16 protein-coding genes are annotated in these 21,594 nt (G+C 52.4%); 9 read left to right on the plus strand and 7 right to left on the minus strand.

The window, feature by feature from the left end:
• Positions 1 to 6: 6 nt before the first annotated feature.
• Entirely contained in the window at positions 7 to 801 is a 795-nt protein-coding gene (locus R3I13_RS24625) for a hypothetical protein (RefSeq protein WP_346320652.1), read from the plus strand.
• Positions 802 to 825: 24 nt separating this feature from the next.
• Entirely contained in the window at positions 826 to 1,986 is a 1,161-nt protein-coding gene (locus tag R3I13_RS24630; protein ID WP_346320653.1) for an acyltransferase, read from the plus strand.
• Between the two features lie 89 nt (positions 1,987 to 2,075).
• Here the strand turns inward: R3I13_RS24630 and R3I13_RS24635 are convergent, their stop codons facing one another.
• The 5 genes from R3I13_RS24635 to R3I13_RS24655 form a co-directional block, all read right to left on the minus strand.
• On the minus strand, positions 2,076 to 7,637 hold the full coding sequence (locus R3I13_RS24635; RefSeq protein WP_346320654.1) for a PKD domain-containing protein: 5,562 nt from the start codon (positions 7,635 to 7,637) through the stop codon (positions 2,076 to 2,078).
• 275 nt (positions 7,638 to 7,912) lie between these two features.
• The gene (locus R3I13_RS24640; RefSeq protein ID WP_346320655.1) at positions 7,913 to 8,902 is read right to left on the minus strand and encodes a polysaccharide deacetylase family protein; all 990 of its coding nucleotides are present in this window, start codon (positions 8,900 to 8,902) and stop codon (positions 7,913 to 7,915) included.
• A gap of 134 nt (positions 8,903 to 9,036) precedes the next feature.
• Positions 9,037 to 10,290: a methionine adenosyltransferase gene (gene metK, locus R3I13_RS24645; RefSeq protein ID WP_346320656.1), complete on the minus strand. Its 1,254-nt coding sequence runs from the start codon at positions 10,288 to 10,290 to the stop codon at positions 9,037 to 9,039.
• An 18-nt stretch (positions 10,291 to 10,308) separates the two neighbouring features.
• The gene (locus tag R3I13_RS24650; RefSeq protein ID WP_346320657.1) at positions 10,309 to 11,685 is read right to left on the minus strand and encodes a DUF4270 domain-containing protein; all 1,377 of its coding nucleotides are present in this window, start codon (positions 11,683 to 11,685) and stop codon (positions 10,309 to 10,311) included.
• Positions 11,686 to 11,796: 111 nt separating this feature from the next.
• Positions 11,797 to 12,618 (minus strand): glycogen/starch synthase, encoded by an 822-nt coding sequence (locus R3I13_RS24655; protein WP_346320658.1) that lies wholly within the window; start codon positions 12,616 to 12,618, stop codon positions 11,797 to 11,799.
• Between the two features lie 110 nt (positions 12,619 to 12,728).
• Here R3I13_RS24655 and panC point away from each other — a divergent pair, with 110 nt between their 5' ends.
• From panC to R3I13_RS24690, 7 genes are all read left to right on the plus strand, one after another.
• On the plus strand, positions 12,729 to 13,577 hold the full coding sequence (gene panC, locus R3I13_RS24660) for a pantoate--beta-alanine ligase (protein ID WP_346320659.1): 849 nt from the start codon (positions 12,729 to 12,731) through the stop codon (positions 13,575 to 13,577).
• A gap of 96 nt (positions 13,578 to 13,673) precedes the next feature.
• Positions 13,674 to 14,018: an aspartate 1-decarboxylase gene (gene panD, locus R3I13_RS24665; RefSeq protein ID WP_346320660.1), complete on the plus strand. Its 345-nt coding sequence runs from the start codon at positions 13,674 to 13,676 to the stop codon at positions 14,016 to 14,018.
• A 27-nt stretch (positions 14,019 to 14,045) separates the two neighbouring features.
• Entirely contained in the window at positions 14,046 to 15,068 is a 1,023-nt protein-coding gene (locus R3I13_RS24670; protein ID WP_346320661.1) for a lysylphosphatidylglycerol synthase transmembrane domain-containing protein, read from the plus strand.
• 192 nt (positions 15,069 to 15,260) lie between these two features.
• Positions 15,261 to 17,414: a polyphosphate kinase 1 gene (gene ppk1 / locus R3I13_RS24675; protein WP_346320662.1), complete on the plus strand. Its 2,154-nt coding sequence runs from the start codon at positions 15,261 to 15,263 to the stop codon at positions 17,412 to 17,414.
• Between the two features lie 83 nt (positions 17,415 to 17,497).
• Entirely contained in the window at positions 17,498 to 18,391 is an 894-nt protein-coding gene (locus R3I13_RS24680; RefSeq protein WP_346320663.1) for an exopolyphosphatase, read from the plus strand.
• Between the two features lie 81 nt (positions 18,392 to 18,472).
• Positions 18,473 to 19,291, plus strand: a complete 819-nt coding sequence (panB, locus tag R3I13_RS24685; protein WP_346320664.1) for a 3-methyl-2-oxobutanoate hydroxymethyltransferase — start codon at positions 18,473 to 18,475, stop codon at positions 19,289 to 19,291.
• Between the two features lie 403 nt (positions 19,292 to 19,694).
• Positions 19,695 to 20,588: a DUF1338 domain-containing protein gene (locus R3I13_RS24690; protein ID WP_346320665.1), complete on the plus strand. Its 894-nt coding sequence runs from the start codon at positions 19,695 to 19,697 to the stop codon at positions 20,586 to 20,588.
• Positions 20,589 to 20,598: 10 nt separating this feature from the next.
• Here the strand turns inward: R3I13_RS24690 and R3I13_RS24695 are convergent, their stop codons facing one another.
• Both R3I13_RS24695 and R3I13_RS24700 read right to left on the minus strand, forming a co-directional pair.
• Positions 20,599 to 21,009: a DUF6691 family protein gene (locus tag R3I13_RS24695; RefSeq protein WP_346320666.1), complete on the minus strand. Its 411-nt coding sequence runs from the start codon at positions 21,007 to 21,009 to the stop codon at positions 20,599 to 20,601.
• Positions 21,006 to 21,575: a YeeE/YedE thiosulfate transporter family protein gene (locus tag R3I13_RS24700; RefSeq protein ID WP_346320667.1), complete on the minus strand. Its 570-nt coding sequence runs from the start codon at positions 21,573 to 21,575 to the stop codon at positions 21,006 to 21,008. Before R3I13_RS24700 ends, R3I13_RS24695 begins: the two co-directional genes overlap by 4 nt.
• Positions 21,576 to 21,594: the final 19 nt, after the last annotated feature.

Raw genomic sequence — 21,594 nt, forward strand, 5'->3', positions numbered from 1 at the left:
TCCATTATGAATATATCCAAGTATATCCTGCTTATATTTTTTATGAGCAGCACGCTGGCCCCGCTTTGTGCAGCAGGCCAGCGCCATATGGACAGTATCCGGATCCCGCTCACGCAACGTACAAAACTGGGAGCCCTGGTCCATTTGCCGGATGATTACCACAACTCCGGGAAAAAATACCCGCTGATCCTTTGTTTCCATGGGAAAAGCAAATCGGGCAACGATCTGCAAAGACTGCTGATAGACGGTGTTCCCTACTGGATACACAACGGGCAGAAAATACAGGCCCGCAACCCTGCTGACGGGAAGATGTACCAGTTTATCGTTGTGGCTCCCCAAGCGCCCAGCTGGGGTTTGAAGCCAGCCGAGACAGAAACGATACTCAACGACCTGGAAAAACGTTACCGGATAGACCGCAGCAGGATCTACCTGACCGGCTACAGCGCAGGCGGGTGGGCCGTCGTAATGGCGATCACCGAATCAACCGCTATTGCCAGCCGGATAGCTGCCGTCGTGCCCATGTCCGTAGCCGCCATAGACAAAAAAAACCTGGGTCAGTTCAATAATGTCGCCCGCGGCAATACGCACTGCTGGTATATTGCAGGCTCAAAGGAAGCCCGGTTTATGGAAGATTCAAGACGTTATGCGGACAGTACGAACCGCTATAAGGCCGACCTGGCGAAAATGACCATCATAGATGATTTCGGTCATCATTCATGGAGAACGCTGTATGACCCCAGGACCAAGCCAGACGGTGTTCACAACATATACGAATGGATGTTGCAATATCAAAGGAAATGATAATAAGCAAAAGCTAAAGACCAAATGAGAATCTATTTTAAGAACCTGGACGCTATACGATTTATAGCCGCCTTCCTGGTTGTATTGCATCATGCGCAGTTTTTCAAAGAGGAGAACGGGGTGAACACCTGGAAATTCCTCGACCCAGCCCTGGCCGAAGCCGGGCGCATGGGCGTGAACCTTTTTTTTGTACTCAGCGGTTTCCTGATCAGCTATCTTTTGCTGAAAGAACGCCAGGATACCGGCCAGCTTAATCTCAGGAATTTTTACATCCGCAGGATACTCAGGATATGGCCGCTCTACCTGGCCTTTGGCATCGGCATGGTGCTCCTTGCTCCTACCGTATTGCATATTCTCAATGTAGCGCCGGATTACAGCATGGCTACGATAGCCACCAATCTCATATTCCTGCTGCTGTTTGCAGTGAATATCCAGCTTGCGTTCTTTCCCTACAACAAAGGCATCGTGGAAATATCGTGGTCAGTCTGCATTGAAGAACAGTTCTACCTCATCTGGCCGCTGCTGATCATTGCGTTCAGGAACAGGCTCAAAACGCTGTTCATACTGATGCTGGGAATTGGGTTCCTGAGCAAAACACTTTGCATCGTATTGCCTTACTTCTTCCCCTCGCTCTCTACGCCCTCGCTGTTTGGCATCAACTACCTGCTGTTGTTTGACAAGTTCGAGCTGTTCGGCACCGGCATGTTTGCCGCCTATATCCTTTTTCATAAGGAAACTTATGGGAAATTGCTGGAAGTATTGATGAATAAAAGAATACAGGTGGCAATGCTGCTGCTTACTTTCCTGTTCGTTTTTTCGGTGATCAGGATCCCGGTGCTCAGCGACAACTATTATGACCATTTCATTCATGCCGTGTTATTCGGCTACCTGATGCTGATGGCCGTAGCCCCGAACAGCATACTCCGGCTGGAGCAACCTTTGTTTAAAACACTGGGGAAGGTATCATACGGCATCTACCTGTTCCATACGCCTGTATGCCAGCTGGCGCTGATCGCTTTCATGAAATTCTTCGGGCGTAGCCCGAACATCCTGCTATACGAGGTACTGTACCCGCTTACCTGCCTGGTTCTTACCTGCGCAATAGCGTATGTATCGTACGAGCTGTTTGAAAAACATTTCCTGAAGATCAAATCCAGGTTTACAGTAGTGCAAACCCGCATGTAAATGTAAGCGCAGGCATCTGTTATGTGTATTAAAACACACGGCCATGCTGTATTTGCATGGCCGTGTGGTGTATCCGGAAATAGGAAGGTTTAATCTGCTTTTACAAATTTTCTCGATTCCTTCAGGTGTTTATTGTCTGTTACATAAATAACATACATGCCGTCTGCCAGGCTGCTTACGTCAATAAACTGCTGGTGGTTTTGGATATTGCCCAATGAAAATTCCATTTCTTTCCGGCCGCTGAGGCTGAATACCTGGATCGTCACGAAAGTAGACGACGGCAGGTTGATTTCCACGCGCAATTTGGTCACTACCGGGTTCGGGTAAACGTTCAGCATCACATCTGAATGATTGTCGCTGCCGTTGTCTGTCACATCTACGATCACATCATCACTCGATTCCCTGCCTGCATCGTCTTTCACGGTAAGCCTGAAAATATACCTGCCGCGCCGGGTAAACGCCACCAAAGGTTTGGCTGTGCCTGCGCCGGTGATCATGTATCCATTTACATTCCCGTCCACTATTGTCCATTCATAGCTGGTAATGGTTGTATTCGTGCCTGTGGAGCCGGAACCGTCGAGCGTGATCCTGGAGTCAGGCAGCACCAGTACCTTGTCCGTACCCGCGTTTGCGGTAACATACACCGGCAGGGCAGGTTTTACCACTACCGATACCCTGTCTGACGACGCGGTGCCTTTGTTGTCGGTTACCGTCAGTTCAAAAATGTAGGTACCCGTGGCCGTAAGTCCCTGTATACTCGTTGTAACACCCAGACTGTTCACTATCGTAGCAGTGAGCGGCCCGGAAACCTGCGCCCAGCGGTACGATGCAATGGAACCATCTGCATCGCGCGAAGCCGAACCATCCAGCGAGACAACTGTTGCCGGTAATATGATTTCCCGGTCGCTGCCCGCATTGGCTTCCGGCGCCTGGTTTGGCGCAGGCTGCACGGTAATTTCCACATTATCGGAAGCGGTCAATCCCTTATCGTCTGTAACGGTAAGCCGGAAGGTGTACGTGCCTGCTGTGGTCAGCTGGCTGATACCGGTAGAGGCTTCTGCCGGGTCGAGGATGTTGGCTGTAACAGGGCCATTCACCTGCGACCATGCGTAACGCGTGATCGTGCTGCCGGCTGCGGGTGTGCCGCTGCCGGAAAGCGAGGCCTGCGTGGCTGGCTGGGTGATCGTAACATTATTCCCCGCGTTCGCCACCGGCGGCTGGCTGGACGCTGCGTTCACGATCACGGCCATATCATCTGTATCGGTCAGTCCTTTATCATCTTTCACCGTCAGCCGGAAAGTATAGGTGCCTGCCTGTGTAAGGCCGCTCACAGAAGTACCGGCGCTGCCCGGAGCAGCGATAGCGGCGGTAACCGGCCCGCCTGTTTGCGTCCAGGCATAAGAATCGATCGTGCTGCCGGATGCGGGTGTGCCGCTGCCGGAAAGCGTGGCCTGCGTGGCGGGAAGCGTGATAGTGATATTATTTCCCGCGTTTGCTACAGGTGGCTGGCTGGGCGCTGCATTCACGATCACGGCCATATCATCTGTATCGGTCAGTCCTTTATCATCTTTCACTGTCAGCCTGAAAGTATAAGTGCCCGCCTGTGTAAGGCCGCTTACGGAAGTGCCCGCGCTGCCGGGAGCAGCGATAGCAGCGGTAACCGGCCCGCCTGTTTGCGTCCAGGCGTAAGATTCGATCGTGCTGCCGGATGCGGGCGTGCCGCTGCCGGAAAGCGTGGCCTGTGTGGCAGGCAGCGTGATGGTGATATTGTTTCCCGCGTTTGCTATAGGAGGCTGGCTGGGCGCCGCGGTCACGGTCACCGTCATCTCGTCCGTAGCGGTCAGCCCTTTATCGTCTTTTACTGTCAGCCGGAAAGTGTAGGTGCCTGTTTGTGTAAGACCGCTTACGGAAGAGCCCGCGCTGCCGGGAGCGGCGATAGTCGCAGTAACAGGGCCGCCTGTTTGCGTCCAGGCGTAAGATTCGATCGTGCTGCCGGATGCGGGCGTGCCGCTGCCGGAAAGCGTGGTCTGTGTAGCGGGCAAAGCAATGGAAATATTATTTCCTGCATCTGCTACCGGAGGCAGGCTGGGCGCTGCATTCACGGTCACCGTCATATCGTCGGCAGCGGTCAGCCCTTTATCATCTTTTACTGTCAGCCGGAAAGTATAAGTGCCTGTTTGTGTAAGACCGTTCACGGAAGTTCCGGCACTGCCCGGAGCAGCGATGGTAGCGGTAACCGGCCCGCCTGTTTGCGTCCAGGCGTAAGATTCGATCGTGCTGCCGGATGCGGGTGTGCCGCTGCCGGAAAGTGTAGCCTGCGTAGCAGGCAACGTGATGGTGATATTATTTCCTGCATCTGCCACAGGCGGCTCGCTGGGCGCTGCATTCACGATCACGGCCATATCATCGGTGTCGGTCAGCCCTTTATCGTCTTTCACTGTTAGCCGGAAAATGTAAGTGCCTGCTTGTGTAAGGCCGCTCACGGAAGAGCTTGCGCTGCCGGGAGCGGCGATAGCGGCGGTAACCGGCCCGCTTGTTTGCGTCCAGGTGTAGGTACTGATCGTGCTGCCGGATGCGGGAGTGCCGCCTCCGGAAAGCGTAGCCTGCGTTGCGGGCAGGGTGATGGTAATATTATTTCCCGCATTTGCCACGGGCGGCAGGCTGGACGCTGCATTCACGGTCACGGTCATATCGTCCGTACCGGTCAGCCCTTTATCGTCTTTCACCGTCAGCCTGAAGGTGTAAGTGCCGGCCTGCGTAAGGCCGCTCACGGAGGTACCGGCGCTGCCGGGAGCGGCGATAGTGGCCGTAACGGGCCCGCCCGTCTGCGTCCAGGCGTAAGTGGATATCGTACTGCCGGATGCGGCGGTAGCCGTGCCCGTCAGCGTAATAGTGCTGGTTGGCAGTGTAATCGTCGCATTCTGCCCTGCATTGGCCGTTGGAGGCACGAGGGCAGCCTTTACGGTAACCGTCACTTCATCCGAAGCAGTAGCGTTGCTATTATCTTTTACGGTGAGTTTAAACACATAGCTCCCCGTCATATCCAGGTTCGAGATAGCCGGTTTATTCGTAGAGCCGTTGGTGATAGTTGCGTTCTTAGGCCCTGAAACCTGCTTCCACGTGAAGGAGCTGATCGTCCCATCCGGATCATAGGAGGAGCTGCCGTCGAGCGTGGTGGTAGATGCCGGCAGCGTGACCGTAAGGTCATTTCCCGCGCTGGCTACCGGTATCTTATTCACCTGGGCGCCTGCCGTAAACTCGTCCGCGCCCACATCATATGCTGTGCCCTGGGGCCTTGGTTGTCCGTCATAATCCCCGTTAAAATAGGCGCTGAGGTCGCGGCCCTTATCGATGGCGGAAGAGCCTGTGCCCAGGTGGAAATCTTTCGCTGTGGGGTTCACAAACCCATATCCATTGATATTGGCGCCTGTGATATTATTGGCCGAAGTATAATTGATGCCTGATTGTATGTTGATGTATCCCCTGTCTCCATATTGGGCTACAGAGCCTGCGTTGATCACAAGGTTATTATACAGCAGGTTGCCGGTGCCGATGGTGCCGAAGGAATTGAGAATGCGTATGGCATCTCTCTTGGAGTTCACCACCGTATTATTGAAGATGTAAACCTGCAACGGTTTGTTGTTGTATTTGGTAGGCCTGTCATCCACAAAGAACGCGTCCTGCCCTTCGGTGGTGCCGTCAAAGCCGCCGTCTGAGATGATGTTGTTGTACACATAACAAAGCCCCACACCGAATATCTCTATCGCGTTCCCGGTACCTTTGATCACCTTATTGTTATACACCCGGCCGTTGGATTCACCACCCAGGATGATGCCGGCCTGCTGGCTGCCTTTATTGACAGTACCGTAGTTATAAACGCTGTTGTTGTAGATCTCCACGTTCTCGGGTGCAGAAGCTACCTGTATGCCGTCCCAACCCGTGTTCTCGGTGATCACGTTATAAATTTTCAGGTTGTAGATGCGCGGGGGAAGCAGGTCTACCGTGGTGCCGTTACAATCGGTAGGCGTTCCGTTGGGAGCCGTGTTGCCGATGTACATGCCCTCGCCTATTACATCATGGATGTAAAGGTCATGCAGCTTTACGTTGCGGATGGCGAAATTCGGATACTGGTTAGCCGGGTCGCAGTCCGGGTTTACTTTCGCCATCAGGCCCGCCTCCGAGCCGGTGATCTCGACCCTTTCCACTTCGTAATCCGTACAGCCTTTACCCACTGCAACGCCGGTATTGATCTTTTTACTCACGCCGTCTACCCGGAACCCATATTTATCGCCGCTGCCGGAACCGGTCAGCTTGAAATATTTTACGTTGTTAAAAATGATCCCGTAATTGCCGCCATTGCCCGCTTTCACCTGTCCGCCGCAGTTGATGAACACGATCGGTTTATCAGCGGAGCCGGTGAAGTTGAAGAATTGGATATAGGAGAACTCGCCGGCTTTGATACACACGGTATCGCCAGGCCCGATATTTCGGCCTTCGCCATTGATGTACGCGCCGCCGTCGGACCCCGGCTCTATTACCAGCTTGCAGCTGGCACAGGCTACGGAACCGCCGGTGCCCGGGGCCGGTGTGGCCGCCTGGACGGTTACGGTGATCTCTCCTTTGGTACTGAGGCCTTCGGCGCTTTTAACTGTCAGTGAAAATTTATAGGTGCCCTCTGAAAGGTTTTTGAAATTGGTCTTGGAAGAAGAAGGACTTTCGATGACTGCTGTTGTGGGCCCTGATACCTGCGCCCATGCATAGCTGCTGATGGTACTTCCCGGGGCAGTGGACCCCGATCCGTCTCCCACTGCAGTGTTCACCGGTAATTTGATCGATACGTTTGATGAACTGAAAGTAACAACAGGCGGCACCGGTTCGGGATCAGGGTCAGGATTTACGGTTCCGCGCTGGTATTGCAGCATCCATTCATAAATATTCTGCGGCTGGTAAGTGTGTGCGCTGTTGTAGGCTTTGGACCAGAACGTGCCGTCGTGCCCGCCCGCCATCGTGGTGCCTTTGGCCTGCACTGTGGGGTTGCAGCTATTGATCTGCGCGATATATTTTTCCTGGTTGCTGAGAAATCCATCGGAAGCCCCGCATAACATCCATACCGGCACATTGCTGGCGGCGAGGTTACATAAACCGGCCACTTTACCGGCATCGATTGCAGCGGTAGACACCGGTACGATCGCAGCGAGGTTATCAGAATAACTTTTCCCTGACGCCACATAATTCAACACGCCATACCCGCCTGCGCTCAGGCCGGTAAGATATACGCGCGAAGCGTCCACCCGGTATCTTTTTTTGATGTCGTCGATCACACTTTGAACCATGCCCGCGCTGGCCCAGCCATTGGGTATCTGGGGAGACACTACGATAAATTTGAAAAGCTTGCCGCCAACGGTGAATTCCATGTTGGAGCCTTGTGCGATTTCTTTCGGGGTTCCATGTGTCAGCACCAGGTCGAGGTTCGTACCGCCCTCACCTACGCCGTGAAGAAATACCAATAAAGGATAACTGACAGTTGTCTGCCCGTAATCACCCGGTAGATGCAACCATGCTCCAGTCGTATTACCCGAGGCGATGCTTACAGTGATCTTCTCCTGGCTACCTTGTGCGGTTACACTGGTATAGGGAAAAAGGATAGACATAGCAGCAATTACTGTATTTCTCAATACACTGCTTAAGTTAAGGTTCTTCAAGTCGGTTAAAATTTGAAACTCAATAAAAAATCATCACGCCTACTTTTACTGTCTAAAATTCATCTGTTTGCAAAAATAACAATTTAAAGCTCAGGGCATAGGAAAAACAAATATAATTAATCCTATAATTCATAATTAAATTTAATGTATAATAATATAAATTCCAAACTTTTTACAGTCAGTTTATCCTAAATATTAAGTAGCCTTTATAATTTATTAACAAACTACGTTCTTTTCACCGCCCCCCGGCCGGCCAGGCTCTTCAGTCCATTGAGCAGCAAAATGCCTTTTGTGCTGCTGCTGATACCAATATCCGGCCGCTCGCAGTTAAAACGGTGCAGGATGCCCGGCAGCATATCCTTTTGCTGGTTTCCCGTTCCAAAAACAAGGTCCACCGCCTGTTCCCCCTGCATGACCGTTTCAAAGAACGCGCCGCTCACACCTGCATCCGTATGCGGAAAAGCAAACACACGGTAATCCACGCCGAAGTGTTTTACCAGGAACTCCACGGACTCCCTTGTTTGCGACACCTGCTCTTCCAGGCTCAATTCATTGTAATAAGGATGGTCCACACTATGCCCACCGATCGAAAATCCCTGCCGCACCAGCGCTCCCACCTGCTCCAGCGACAGGAAAGGCCGCTCTTTTTCGAGGTAAGCACTAAAATCCAGCCCCAGCACTTCCCCTGCCTTGTCAGCCAGGTCTTTACTGCGCCAGGTTATACGCCGCAACGCCATGGCCGGATCTTCTCCCGGCGCCGCGTTCAGCGCTTGTCCCGCGGCCTGCAATTCGCTTTTGGAGTACGGTCGCTGCTGTAATGCATCTATCAGCAGGCTGATCTTAAATTTGTAAAATAAAGAACGGTTGTCGAGGAATGCACTGTTCAGGAAAAAAACAGCTGGTATACCCTTCCGCTGCAACATCGGTGCAATGATATCGGCCACTTCCCGCAACCCATCGTCAAACGTCAGCAGGAACGAGTTGCCGCTCAAAGGGCGGTTTTCCTTCGCTGCCGTCATTACCTCGGGCAGGCTCGCCGGCCTGAAATGTTTTAGCAGGTAATCCAGGTCCGCTTCAAAGGCTTTCGTTCCCTTATAAGGGTATAAATGGCGGATATGCGGCACCACGCTGTCGCTTACGAGGTGATGATATGGCAGCAATAACCTGGATGCCGGGGTTTTCTGGAGTAGACGGATGGGGCAAGCGTTCGCCAAGGCATAAAAGATTCGTTTTCTGAATTGCATGTCTGCAGGAATTGAGGCCTGTAAAATTAATCATCATTCGTAATTACGCGCACAAAAAAAGAGAGACCGGTGAAGGTCTCTCTTTTTATATTCATCACTTCGGCTTACAAACCGAAAGCCTGCTTTACTTTATCTACATAATCCAGCTTCTCCCAGGTAAACAGCTCAACGTCCACTTTTTTCTCATTCTTTTTACCTGCGTTGAATACTTTGGTCACGGTTTTGCTTTCGCGGCCCATATGACCGTAAGCGGCGGTTTCACCGTACATCGGGTTGCGCAGTTTCAGGCGCTGCTCGATAGCGTAAGGGCGGAGATCGAAGATCTCTTCCACTTTACGGGCGATCTCGCCATCTTTCAGACCTACCTTGCCGGTGCCGTAAGTGTCTACGAACACGCCGCAGGGCCTGGCCACGCCGATAGCGTAGGAAACCTGCACCAGCACTTCGTCTGCAACACCTGCAGCCACGAGGTTCTTGGCGATGTGACGGGTAGCGTATGCTGCGGAACGGTCCACTTTGGAAGGATCTTTACCAGAGAATGCACCGCCGCCATGCGCGCCTTTACCACCGTAGGTGTCTACGATGATCTTGCGGCCGGTGAGGCCGGTATCGCCGTGCGGGCCGCCGATCACGAACTTGCCGGTAGGGTTGATATGGTAAGTGATCTTGTCGGTGAACAGCTTCTGCAATTCGGGTTTCAGACCAGCTTTCACACGGGGGATGAGGATCTCAATCATGTCTTTCTTGATCTTGGCCAGCATAGCTTCTTCGCCGTCGAAATCGTCGTGCTGGGTAGAGATCACGATAGTGTCGATGCGGATAGGCTGGTTATCATCTGAATACTCAATGGTTACCTGCGACTTTGCATCAGGGCGCAGGTATTTTATTTCCTTATTCTCGCGGCGGAGGTTAGCCAGCTCGATCAGCAGCTTGTGAGCCAGGTCCAGCGCGAGGGGCATGTAGTTGTCTGTTTCTTTGGTGGCATAACCGAACATCATACCCTGGTCGCCGGCGCCCTGCTCTTCGGGGCTTTTACGCTCAACACCCTGGTTGATATCGGGCGACTGCTCATGAATAGCGGAGAAGATGCCGCAGGAATTTGCTTCGAACATGTATTCACTCTTGGTATAACCAATGCGGCGGATCACTTCACGGGCAATGTCCTGTACGTCGAGGTATGCATCGGATTTCACTTCGCCTGCCAGCACTACCTGGCCGGTGGTTACCAGCGTTTCGCAGGCTACCTTTGAAGTAAGATCATAAGCAAGGAAGTTATCGATAAGGGCGTCTGATATCTGGTCGGCCACTTTGTCCGGATGCCCCTCTGACACGGATTCTGAGGTAAATAAATAAGGCATAAAAGTTGGATTCTATGATTATAGTTGAGTGTATATGATCCTGAGCTTCACATTAGCCGGAGGGGTCGCATTGCCACCGCCTGCCTTCAGCCTCCGCATGTCTATCGGGTAACGGCTCGATAAAGCTTCGAGTTTCAGCACGGAGTTCTCCAGTTTTTTATCCAGGATGAACTGTAAATGCCGTGCAATATTAAACTTATATTGAACAACTTTAAAGGGCCCAAGGTCACTAATGACAGTTTTATTACCGCCGAAGTAGGTCAGGTCGGGCTGTGAAGGGTTACCGTAGTCGATGATGAAGCCGAGGCTGTCGTGCGTGATGTAACGCATCAGGAAGAGTCGGTCCGGTTCGGAGAACAGGTCGTCCCTGCCGGCGCTGCCGCTGTTGATCTCGGTGATCACCAGTTCGGCTTTATTGATCACGGCCTTGGGAATGTTCTCGATCTCAGGCAGCTGGAGCTGCGCGTAAATGCCGGGCGCTTCCTGGAGATACAGCAGGTTGTCGCCGCCGGGCCTGTTGGTATTGATGTGCTGCGCCACTTCGGTGCCGGTATAGTTGCGGGTGAAGTAGTTTGCATGCGCGCTGCCGCCTACGCCCGGGTTGGGCACGAAGGGGAAGTTGGCGATGATGGAATCTTTTTCAGAGTTCTTATAATATACCGCGATGCGCGTGGTGCCGGTGTTCAGGTTGGGGAACAGCATGGTTTTGCCGTTCACGGTATCAGGCACAATGGCGAGGCCGCCCAGCCATTTGTTGAAAGCGGAATCCGATTTAAAAGCGCCGTCTGCCCGCTGCTGGAACAGTTCGTTACCGAAGGCGCTGCTCAGCTTAATACGCAGCTGGGGCGCTTGTTTGGTGCCGTAAATATCGATGGAGTCTTTTGGGTATACCGGGTACACCTGCTGGCTGGCCAGCTGCTTGCCGGGATCGTAAGAGAGCGGGCGATTGTAGCGGTAGTTGGAATCGATCTTGAAATTAGGCTCGTTCATCCTGAACACGCGCATGGTCTGCGGGGCGTTTTCGCCATACCAGGCGGTATCACAGCCGATGTAAAGCACTACAGAGTCGAGTACCCAGCCGGTGCCTTCGAAGGTGAATTCTGCTTTGGGAAGGCCTACCTGGGTGTACAGGAAGCCATGACTTTTACCAAAAAGCGGGTCGCTGAAGCTGCCCAGCGCGCCTATAAAATTATCCTGCCCGGTGAAGATGCTGGAATCGACGTTGGCAATGTTATGGGTGATCAGGCTGTTGATGGTCGTATCTAATACCACCACCTTGTCAGCGCCGGGTATGAGGTCCTTACCGAGTACAGTGGCTTCATTACAACCGGAAAAAGCATAAAGGGCGGTCAAAGAAGCAGCGGCAAAGCCCAGGTTCCTGAAATTGATCTTCACGTAATTGAATTGAACGGTTTGACTTAAATAGAAAAACTAAAAATAAAAAGTTAAACGCAGGAAACGATATACACGTTACAGTTTTAACTTTTCATTTTTTGATTCTCAGTCTTATTTTGCGCCTAACAGCTGGTGATAAAGCTGGATGTAATCTGCCAGGTCTTCATTATCCTTTTTGTAAGGAAGAATGATCTTGCCCTTTTCTGCTTTTAGTTCTTCCACGATCTTCTTGTCTGCTTTATCGCTGGTGAGCACTACCGCATCGGCATATTTGGCTGCCCCTTTATTAAGGGCTGCGTTGGTTCCATCTTTGTAAAGTTCCAGGTCTTTTTCCTTGATCTGGTTGCTGATCACGGCTTTTTTCAGGAAGGTGGCGCCCAGTTTCTCCTTGAAGGAGTTGGGTTCCATGGAAAAGACGGTTTTGGAGTGGGCGAAAACCGGTTCCTTTTTATAGGCGGTTTTCAGGTAAACGGGGATGAGGGAGGTCATCCAGCCGCTGCAATGAATAATGTCCGGGGGCCAGCCGAATTTTTTAACGGTTTCGAGTGCTCCCTTGCAGAAAAATACCATCCTCGCGGCGTTGTCGTCGTAAAACGTGCCGTCGTCGTCATTAAACACAGCTTTCCGCTTGAAATAATCCTCGTTGTCCAGGAAATAAACCTGGAGCCTTGCATTGGGTAAAGACGCCACCTTGATGATAAGGGGGTAATCGTCCCCGTCGATCACGATATTGATGCCGGACAGCCTAACCACTTCGTGCAGCCGGTGCCTGCGTTCATTGATGTTCCCAAACCTCGGCATGATAACCCTCACTTCAAGACCGGCCTCATTAGACTTGATCGCCATTTTATTGACCATTGCCGCATAATCACTCAGATCCAGATAAGGCGACATTTCCTGGGCAATAAAAAGAATTCTTTTCTTTGTGGACATTTATTGCTGATTATTAATGCAGTTATTTTTAATTTGGCTTGCAAAACTACGAAAAATTTAGGTAAAAAGGGCCAAATTGTCACTTTTAACATCCTTTTAAGCAAAGGTTTATGTATCTATTCAAACGGGTAGCGGATCTCCGGGAGGCGCTCAGGCAGGAAAAAAAGGCAGGAAAGAGAATTGGTTTCGCTCCCACCATGGGTGCCCTGCACCAGGGGCATATTTCCCTCGTCAATGCGGCTAAAACGCAGTGTGATATTGTGATCAGCAGTATTTTTGTGAATCCTACACAATTCAATGACCCAAAAGATTTCGAGAAATATCCCGTCACCATCAAGGAAGATATCCTCGCCCTCACCGCGGTGGGAACAGATATACTTTTTCTCCCATCCGTGGAAGAGATGTACCCCGGGGGTGTTAACGGCGAACATCGCCACTATGGCTTTGGTTACCTCGAAACTGTGCTGGAGGGCGCCTACCGCCCCAACCATTTCCAGGGGGTTGGCATCATCGTTCACAAGCTGCTGGAGGCCGTAGTGCCGGACGACCTGTTCATGGGACAGAAAGACTTCCAGCAATGCATGATAATCAAGAAGTTACTGGAAATAACCGGAATTCCGGCAAAATTACACATAATCCCTACCCTGCGTGAAACGGACGGTTTGGCCATGAGCAGCCGCAACATGCGCCTGTCTCCCTCCGAACGGCAAACTGCCATCCAGATCAGCCGCACCCTTCTTTATATGAAGGAAAATATCAAACAGCTGCCTTTTGATATAATTAAGCAAAATGCATGGAAACAGCTGGAAGATGCTGGTTTTCAGCCTGATTATATTGAAATTGCGGATGCGGAAAACTTGCAGTTATTAAAAGAACCGCTCCCTTCCGGGCAAATGGTAATGCTGATCGCCGCCAAGCTCGGCGAAGTACGGCTGATCGATAACATGGTGACAGCATAAACCGTCAGGCCGGCTGTCATAACATATTCATAAATACTTCTCTCCGTTCTCGGTATTCATTAAAATTCCTCTACCTTTGCGGACTACACCAGAAATATGTTGATCGAAGTATTAAAATCCAAGATTCACAGGGCGGTTATTACGGAAGCCAATCTGAACTACGTAGGCAGCATTACCATCGACGAAGACCTGATGGACGCGGCCAACCTGATCGCGAATGAAAAAGTGCAGGTCGTGAACGTAAACAATGGCGAGCGCCTGGAAACCTATGTTATCAAAGGCAAAAGGGGCTCGGGGGTGATCTGCATGAACGGCCCGGCAGCCCGCCTGGTAGCCGTGGGCGATGTGGTGATCATCATCTCCTATGCCACCATGGATTTTGAAGAAGCCAAAAAATTCAACCCCATTGCCATCTTCCCGAAAGAAGGCAATAAATTATAGATTGGTTCACTAATATCAGCGTTACAAATGCCTAAATTGCTCAAAACCATTTTAAAGTTCATCGGTTTTCTGGGAATTGGCATTTTGCTGATCTGGCTGGTGACCAAAAACCTCACTCCCGCCCAGGTAGAAGAGATCAGGGACGCCCTCCGCAGGGCGAACTACTGGGTATTGCTGCCGGCAGCCGTACTCGGCTTCCTCAGCCATTGGGTAAGGGCTATGCGCTGGCGCCTGCTTTTTCTCCCGCTCGGCTACGAGCCCCGCAAGCTCAATACTTTTTTCGCCGTCATGGTCGGTTACCTCGTCAACCTCGCCGTGCCCCGCCTCGGGGAAGTGACCCGCTGCGGCATCCTGGCCAGGTATGAAAAGATACCGGTAGACAAGCTCGTGGGCACCATGATCGCCGAAAGGGCCTTCGACCTGATCTGCCTCATTGTGCTCATTACCGTTACCATCCTGGTGCAGGTAGAAGTGGTGGCCGGTATCGTGACCCGTTATATCACCGATCCGCTGGCCAATATGTACGCCAACGCCAGCGTATCCCGCCTGCTAATCGCACTGGCCGTGATCGCCGCCGTGGTACTGCTGTTCCTCTGGCTGCTGCGCCGGTTTGCCCGCACAAAGGCCGCCATCGCCCTGCGCGCGCTCATCCGCGGCGTCATGGAAGGCATCTTCTCCGTATTTAAAATGAAACAAAAAGGCTGGTTCCTCTTTTATACCGCCGCCATGTGGCTGCTCTATTTCGCGCAGGTATACATCGCCTTCCGCTGCCTGCCGGAAACCATGACGCTGGGCGTAAAAGCCGGCCTGTCTATCCTCGCGTTCGGCAGTATAGGCATGATCGTTACCCAGGGCGGCATCGGCGCTTACCAGATCATCGTGCAGAACACGCTGGTGCTGTATGGCGTGCAAACCACCATCGGCTACGCTTTCGGCTGGATCATCTGGGTGGCGCAAACCCTGCTCGTGATCGCGCTGGGGCTGCTCAGCCTGCTGGGGTTCCCTGCGTACAACAAACATTACCAGCCCGCGCCCCGGAAAACGGAATAGAATTTTATTACTTTTAGGGCCAGCGTTATTCATCTCCTGGCTCCGGTTGCCCTTCTGCAGGCCGCTTCCGAACAATCCCGCCGGAAATCTGTAATTTAATGAAAAGATAACACGGACTCTTAGCCCTGGTAGTGCGTTTTTTATATCTTCCGCGCGCCGCGTATTATGCCCGCGCCTCAAATCATTGTGAATATGAAATTGGACTCCGCCGCCAGCGCTTTAGAGCCGGTAAAAACAAAAAAGTCACCGGTGAAAAAAATTACGAAGACCAGTAAGTCAGTATCATCCAAAAGAAAGACCATTGTAAGGGACATCAGCTGGCTATCTTTCAACGCCAGGGTTTTGCAGGAAGCCGCAGACACCACTGTGCCGCTTTATGAAAGGATACGCTTCCTCGGCATCTTCTCCAACAACCTCGATGAATTTTTCCGCGTGCGCGTAGCCACCCTCAAACGGATGGACATCATGGGCCGCTCCGCCAAAATGCACCTCGAAGAAAATCCTGATGAGATACTGCAGGACATCCAGAGCACCGTGATCAGCCAGCAGGCCGAATTCAACCGCATCTGGCACGAGATCGAGGAAGAGCTGAAACACGAAAAGATCACCCTCCATACCGAAAAGCAGCTCAACCGAGAGCAGCAGAAGTTCGTGCAGAACTACTTCAACGAAGAAGTGCGCACCAATATCATCCCGCTCATGATCGAAGGCATCCAGCAAATGCCTTACCTGCGCGATAAATCCATTTACCTCGCCGTAGTGCTGGCGCGGGAAGACAATTCCATCCGCCAGAAGTTCGCGCTCATAGAAGTGCCCAGGGCCGTGCTTTCCCGCTTCATCATCCTCCCATCCAAAGAAGGCGAGCACAGCATCATGCTGCTGGAAGACGTGATCCGCTACAACCTGCCGCATATCTTCTCCTATTTCGGGTACGATAAGTTCTCTTCCTGGGTGATCAAAGTAACCCGCGATGCCGAGCTGGACATAGACAACGATATTTCCACCAGCATCATCCACCAGATCGAAAAAGGGCTGAAGGCGCGCCGCAAGGGCAAGCCCGTGCGCTTTATATACGACCAGCAGATAGACCCGCTGCTGCTGGAATACCTCATGCGCAGGCTGGGCCTGTCTAAAAAAGATAACCTCATACCGGGGGGCCGTATCCATAATTTCAAGGATTTTATGGACTTCCCTGAACGCGTGTTCACCCGCGAGCGCATGCGCCGCAAAACCCTCGTCCACCCGCTGTTCCACAACGCGCCAAGCGTAATGAAAGTAATGCAGGAGCAGGATGTGATGCTGCACCTGCCCTACCATTCCTTCGATACCGTGATAGACCTGCTGCGCGAAGCCGCCATGGACCCTGAAGTGACGACTATCAAGATCACCGCCTACCGCCTGGCCCGCAACAGCAAGATCATCAACGCCCTCATCAATGCCGTGCGCAACGGAAAACAGGTGGTGGTAGTGCTGGAACTGCGCGCCCGCTTCGACGAAGAGGCCAACCTGCAATGGAAAGAAAGGCTGGAGGAGGAAGGTGTGAAAGTGATCTTCGGCGTACCCGGCATGAAAGTGCATGCCAAGCTCTGCGTCATCAAAAAAAGATCCGGCAACACGACCACCCAGTACGGCTTCGTGAGCACCGGCAACATGAATGAAAGGACCGCGAAAGTATATGGTGACCACTGCCTGCTGACGGCCAACCGCAATATCATGGCGGACATCAACCGTATATTCGCCTACCTGGAAAGTCCGCGCCACGACGTGAAGCACCTCCAGGCCTGCAAAACGCTGATCGTAAGTCCACACAACATGCGCCGGTTCTTCATCCGCATGATAGACCGCGAGATCAGGAATGCCCGCCGTAAAAAACCGGCGTCCATCATTCTGAAAATGAACTCGCTGTCTGACGACGAAATGATCTTCAAGCTCTACGACGCCGCCAAAGCGGGTGTGGAGGTAAAGCTCATCATCCGCGGCATCTGTTGCGCCTATACGGAGAATAAGAAGTGGAAACGCAACATGGAAGCGGTGAGTATTATAGACGAATACCTGGAACATGCGCGGGTGTTCGTTTTTCACAACAACGGGCAGGAAAAGGTATACATCGCCAGCTCCGACTGGATGATCCGCAACCTGGACCACCGCGTGGAAGCCGCAGCATCTATCGAAGACCCGGTGATCAGGCAGGAGCTGATAGAGATACTCAATATCCAGTTGAACAGCAATGTGAAAGTACGCATCATCGACAACGACCAGCGCAACGCATACAAACATGCCAGTGGCCGCAAAGTGCGCGCCCAGCTTGAGATCGCAAAATACCTTGCAGAAAAATCGTACACCTGATCAATTCTGTTCGTATTTCAGCAGCGTTTTAAATATCTTTGGGCCTGTTGTATCATACACGTTATTGTTAATCTGAAACAGGCATGAAGCTGGCAGCAATAGATATCGGTTCCAACGCGGCCCGCCTGCTGATCTCGGAGGCTTCCCCGAAATCGACCGGCGAGATGGATTTCACCAAGGTGAACCTGGTGCGCGTGCCCCTGCGTTTAGGGATCGACGTATTTTCCACCGGCGCCATTTCCGATAAAAGGGCAGACAGCCTGGTGAACACCATCAAAGCCTACAAGCTGCTGCTGGACGTGTACGAAGTGAAATACCTCAAAGCCGCCGCCACTTCCGCCATGCGCGACGCCCGCAACGGGAAGGAAATACTGGAACGTGTGAAGAACGAAACCGGGATGGACATCAAAGTGATCAGCGGCAAGGAAGAAGCCTCTTATATCTATGAGAACCATATCGCCGAAAACCTCGACAAGACCAAGGGTTACCTTTATATAGACGTGGGCGGCGGTTCCACAGAACTTACTTTCTTCAGCGGCAACCGGCTTGTATTCAAAGAATCCTTTAATATCGGCACACTGCGCCTTTTGCAGCACCAGGTGAGTGAAACGCACTGGCAGCAGATGAAAGACTTCCTCAAGCAGCAGCTGCGGGCATACGGCCCCGTAGTGGCCATTGGTTCCGGCGGTAATATCAACAAGATATTCTCCATGTCCAAAAAGAAGGAGGGCAAACCCCTTACGCTGGACCAGCTGAAAGATTATTATAAAGAATTCAGCAACTTCACCGTGGAAGAGCGCATCCACCTCTACAACCTCCGGGAAGACCGTGCGGACGTGATCGTGCCGGCCCTGCAGATCTACGTGAACGTGATGCGCTGGATGGACATCAGCGAAATTTTCGTGCCCAAGATAGGCCTTGCCGACGGCCTGGTACGCTCCCTCTACAACGAGATCGGCAAGCTCAGCGTTACCTGAAGTCAAAAAAATGCAGGCAAATCCGAATTATGTTGCAACTTTGTGGATTCCCGGGTTGGCCGGGTATAAATTTTTTCTGCAATGTCTGCTGTAAACAAAGAGATCAAGCGCATCACCACGCATATCCTGCAAAAGATGAAGACCGACGGGGAGCGGATTTCCATGCTCACCGCTTACGACTTTTCCATGGCCAGGATACTGGATGATGCAGGGATAGACATCCTGCTGGTGGGCGACTCCGCCTCCAACGTAATGGCCGGCCACGAAACCACGCTGCCCATTACCCTCGACCAGATGATTTACCACGCTTCCTCCGTTGTGCGGGCCATCCGCCGGAGCTTCGTGGTGGTAGACCTGCCTTTCGGCTCTTACCAGGGCAACAGTAAAGAGGCGCTCAGCTCCACCATCCGCATCATGAAAGAAACCGGCGCGCACGGTATCAAGATCGAAGGCGGCGAAGAAGTGATCGAATCCGTGAAAAGGATCATCAGTGCAGGCGTTCCCGTAATGGGGCACCTGGGCCTTACCCCGCAGTCCATTTACAAATTCGGCACATACGCCGTTCGCGCAACCGACGATGCGGAGGCCACCAAGCTGCTGGCGGACGCCAAGCTGCTCCAGGAAGCCGGCGCATTTGCGATCGTGCTGGAAAAGATCCCCGCCATGCTGGCCAAACAGGTGGCTGAGCAGTTGACCATCCCGGTGATCGGCATCGGGGCCGGCAAGTATGTGGACGGGCAGGTGCTGGTCATGCACGATATGCTGGGCATCAACAAAGAATTCAAACCCCGCTTCCTGCGCCGCTACCTGAACCTTTACGACGATATCTACAAAGCCACGCAGCAATACATCCACGATGTAAAAGCAAAAAATTTTCCGACAGACCAGGAACAGTATTAGCAGCGAAGCCCGTCATTGCGAGGAGCGGCAAGGAATTCTGTACGGCGGGAAGCGCGACGAAGCAATCTCCAAATACAGGGATTATCAATCCAATGAAGGAGATTGCTTCGTCGCCCCTCCCGCTTTTGCTCTGCCGCTCCTCGCAATGACGGGCTTCGCTGCTTTATTGCTCCACCCGGAGCCAGGCAAGTCTTAAAGCCCCTTCTTCACAGCCCTTTCCCTCCATTAACAGCCTCATTTTTCTAATTCCCGATTGATCGTTATATTCGTTCCTGTGAACGCATTATTGAACATACAACTGTCCCTCCTCTCCTTCCTGCGCAGCACCTGCTCGCACGTGCCATGAGCCGCATGCCTTCACCTGCTTATTAACCTCCATTTATTTATTTCAACAACACAGAACATGACTACGCTGGAAACAGTTTTGAACGGACTGATGAGCCGTTACAAAGAGCGCGTTCCCGATGTGGGCGCTATTATTCAGGCCATGATATCCGAAGGCATCATTGCCGGCGGCAACGATATAGAGAATGACCACATCGCTTTCCGCACCCTGGGCGTTCCCCACCTGGGCATACAGTCCCTCGAAAAAATATTTCTCCATTACGGCTATACGAAAAGAGATTACTACTTTTTCCCGGAAAAGAAGCTGGATGCGTACTGGTATGCGCCCCCGGCCGATAAATATCCCCGCATCTTCATCAGCGAGCTGCGCGTGAAAGACCTCAGCCAGCAGGCGCAGCAGATCATTCATAGCTATACCAGCGAAGTAAAGGCGGACCCGGTAGACGGCCTTGACCTGAACGATGGCGCCGCCGTGGACCACTTCCTCCACAGCGCGCTCTGGCGTACGCCCACCATCGCCGATTACAAGACGCTGGCCGCGGAAAGCGAATATGCCGCCTGGGTGATCTACAACCGTTATTACCTCAACCACTTCACCGTAAGCGTACATAACCTGAAGCCCGGGTACAATACCGTAGCGGATTTCAACGCATTCCTCGAAAAAAAAGGTTTCCGCCTCAACGATTCCGGTGGCAAAGTGAAGACCAGTCCGGACAACGGCCTGGCGCAAAGCTCCACCGTAGCGCGGATGATACCCGCTACCTTCGCAAACAACGAAACGCTGGAGATCGCGGGTTCTTATGTGGAGTTTGCAGAACGGAGAGTGCTGCCGCAATTTGCGCAGCTGCCCGCTTCCGAGATCAGGCGGGAACACCGCCGGGAAGGCTTTGAAGCGAATAATGCAGACAAGATCTTCGAAAGCACTTATTCCGCGCAAACCGGCAAGAAATAAGGGATAACTCTCAATGCGGCAGCTTATCGCGGAAACGCCCGTACACCCAGGTGCCGGCAACGGCGCTCAGCAACGTAACGATCACGACGGTAAACCCGCTGCCGATCTGTGCGAACAGCGGCCCGGGGCAGGCGCCCGTAATGGCCCAGCCCAACCCGAAGATCAGCCCGCCGATGATGTTTCCTTTGGTGAATGCTTTTTTCGGGATCACGATCTCTTCCCCGGAAACAGTGCGCAGGCGCAGTTTGCGGATGATGATCACGCCGGCCATAGCTGTAACAATGGCGCTGCCGATCACGCCGTACATATGGAAAGATTCCAGCCGGAACATTTCCTGGATGCGGAACCAGGAGATCACTTCCGATTTAACGAGGATGATGCCGAAAACCATCCCCACCAGGAGGAATTTCAGGTTTTTCATAACAGGAGCCATTTCATCAGGTGAGGTAAAATGAGGTGGGTCATAGCAAAACCGCCCGCCATAAAACAAACGGTCGCAACCACGGAAGGCCATTGCAGCGTAGCGATACCCATGATGGCATGGCCGGAAGTGCAGCCGCCGGCGTAACGGGTGCCGAAGCCCACCATAAAGCCGCCGGCCATGAAAAACACCAATCCTGTGGCATTAAAAGCATTGCCCCAGTTGAAGATATCACCGGGCATCAGCTCGTCAAACTCCTGCACGCCCGCAGCCTGTAAAGCCGCGATGGTGGAAGGGTTGAGCTTCACCGGCTCGCCGTTCTGCAGGAACAGCAACGTGACAAGTGCGCCCAGCATGATGCCGCCGACAAAAAATAAATTCCAGCTTTCTTTTTTCCAATCATACTGAAAAAAAGGAATTTTGCCGGGAATACAGGCGGCGCAGATGTGCCGGAGAGAAGAGGAAACGCCGAGCGCCTTGTTGCCGATGAGCAGCAGCAGCGGAACGGTAAGCCCGATCAATGGCCCCGCGATATACCAGGGCCAGGGTTCTTTCAGGATATTCATGAATTGAAAGTACAAAAAT

It is taken from the genome of Chitinophaga sp. YIM B06452 (genome assembly GCF_039655965.1).
Lineage (GTDB): Bacteria > Bacteroidota > Bacteroidia > Chitinophagales > Chitinophagaceae > Chitinophaga.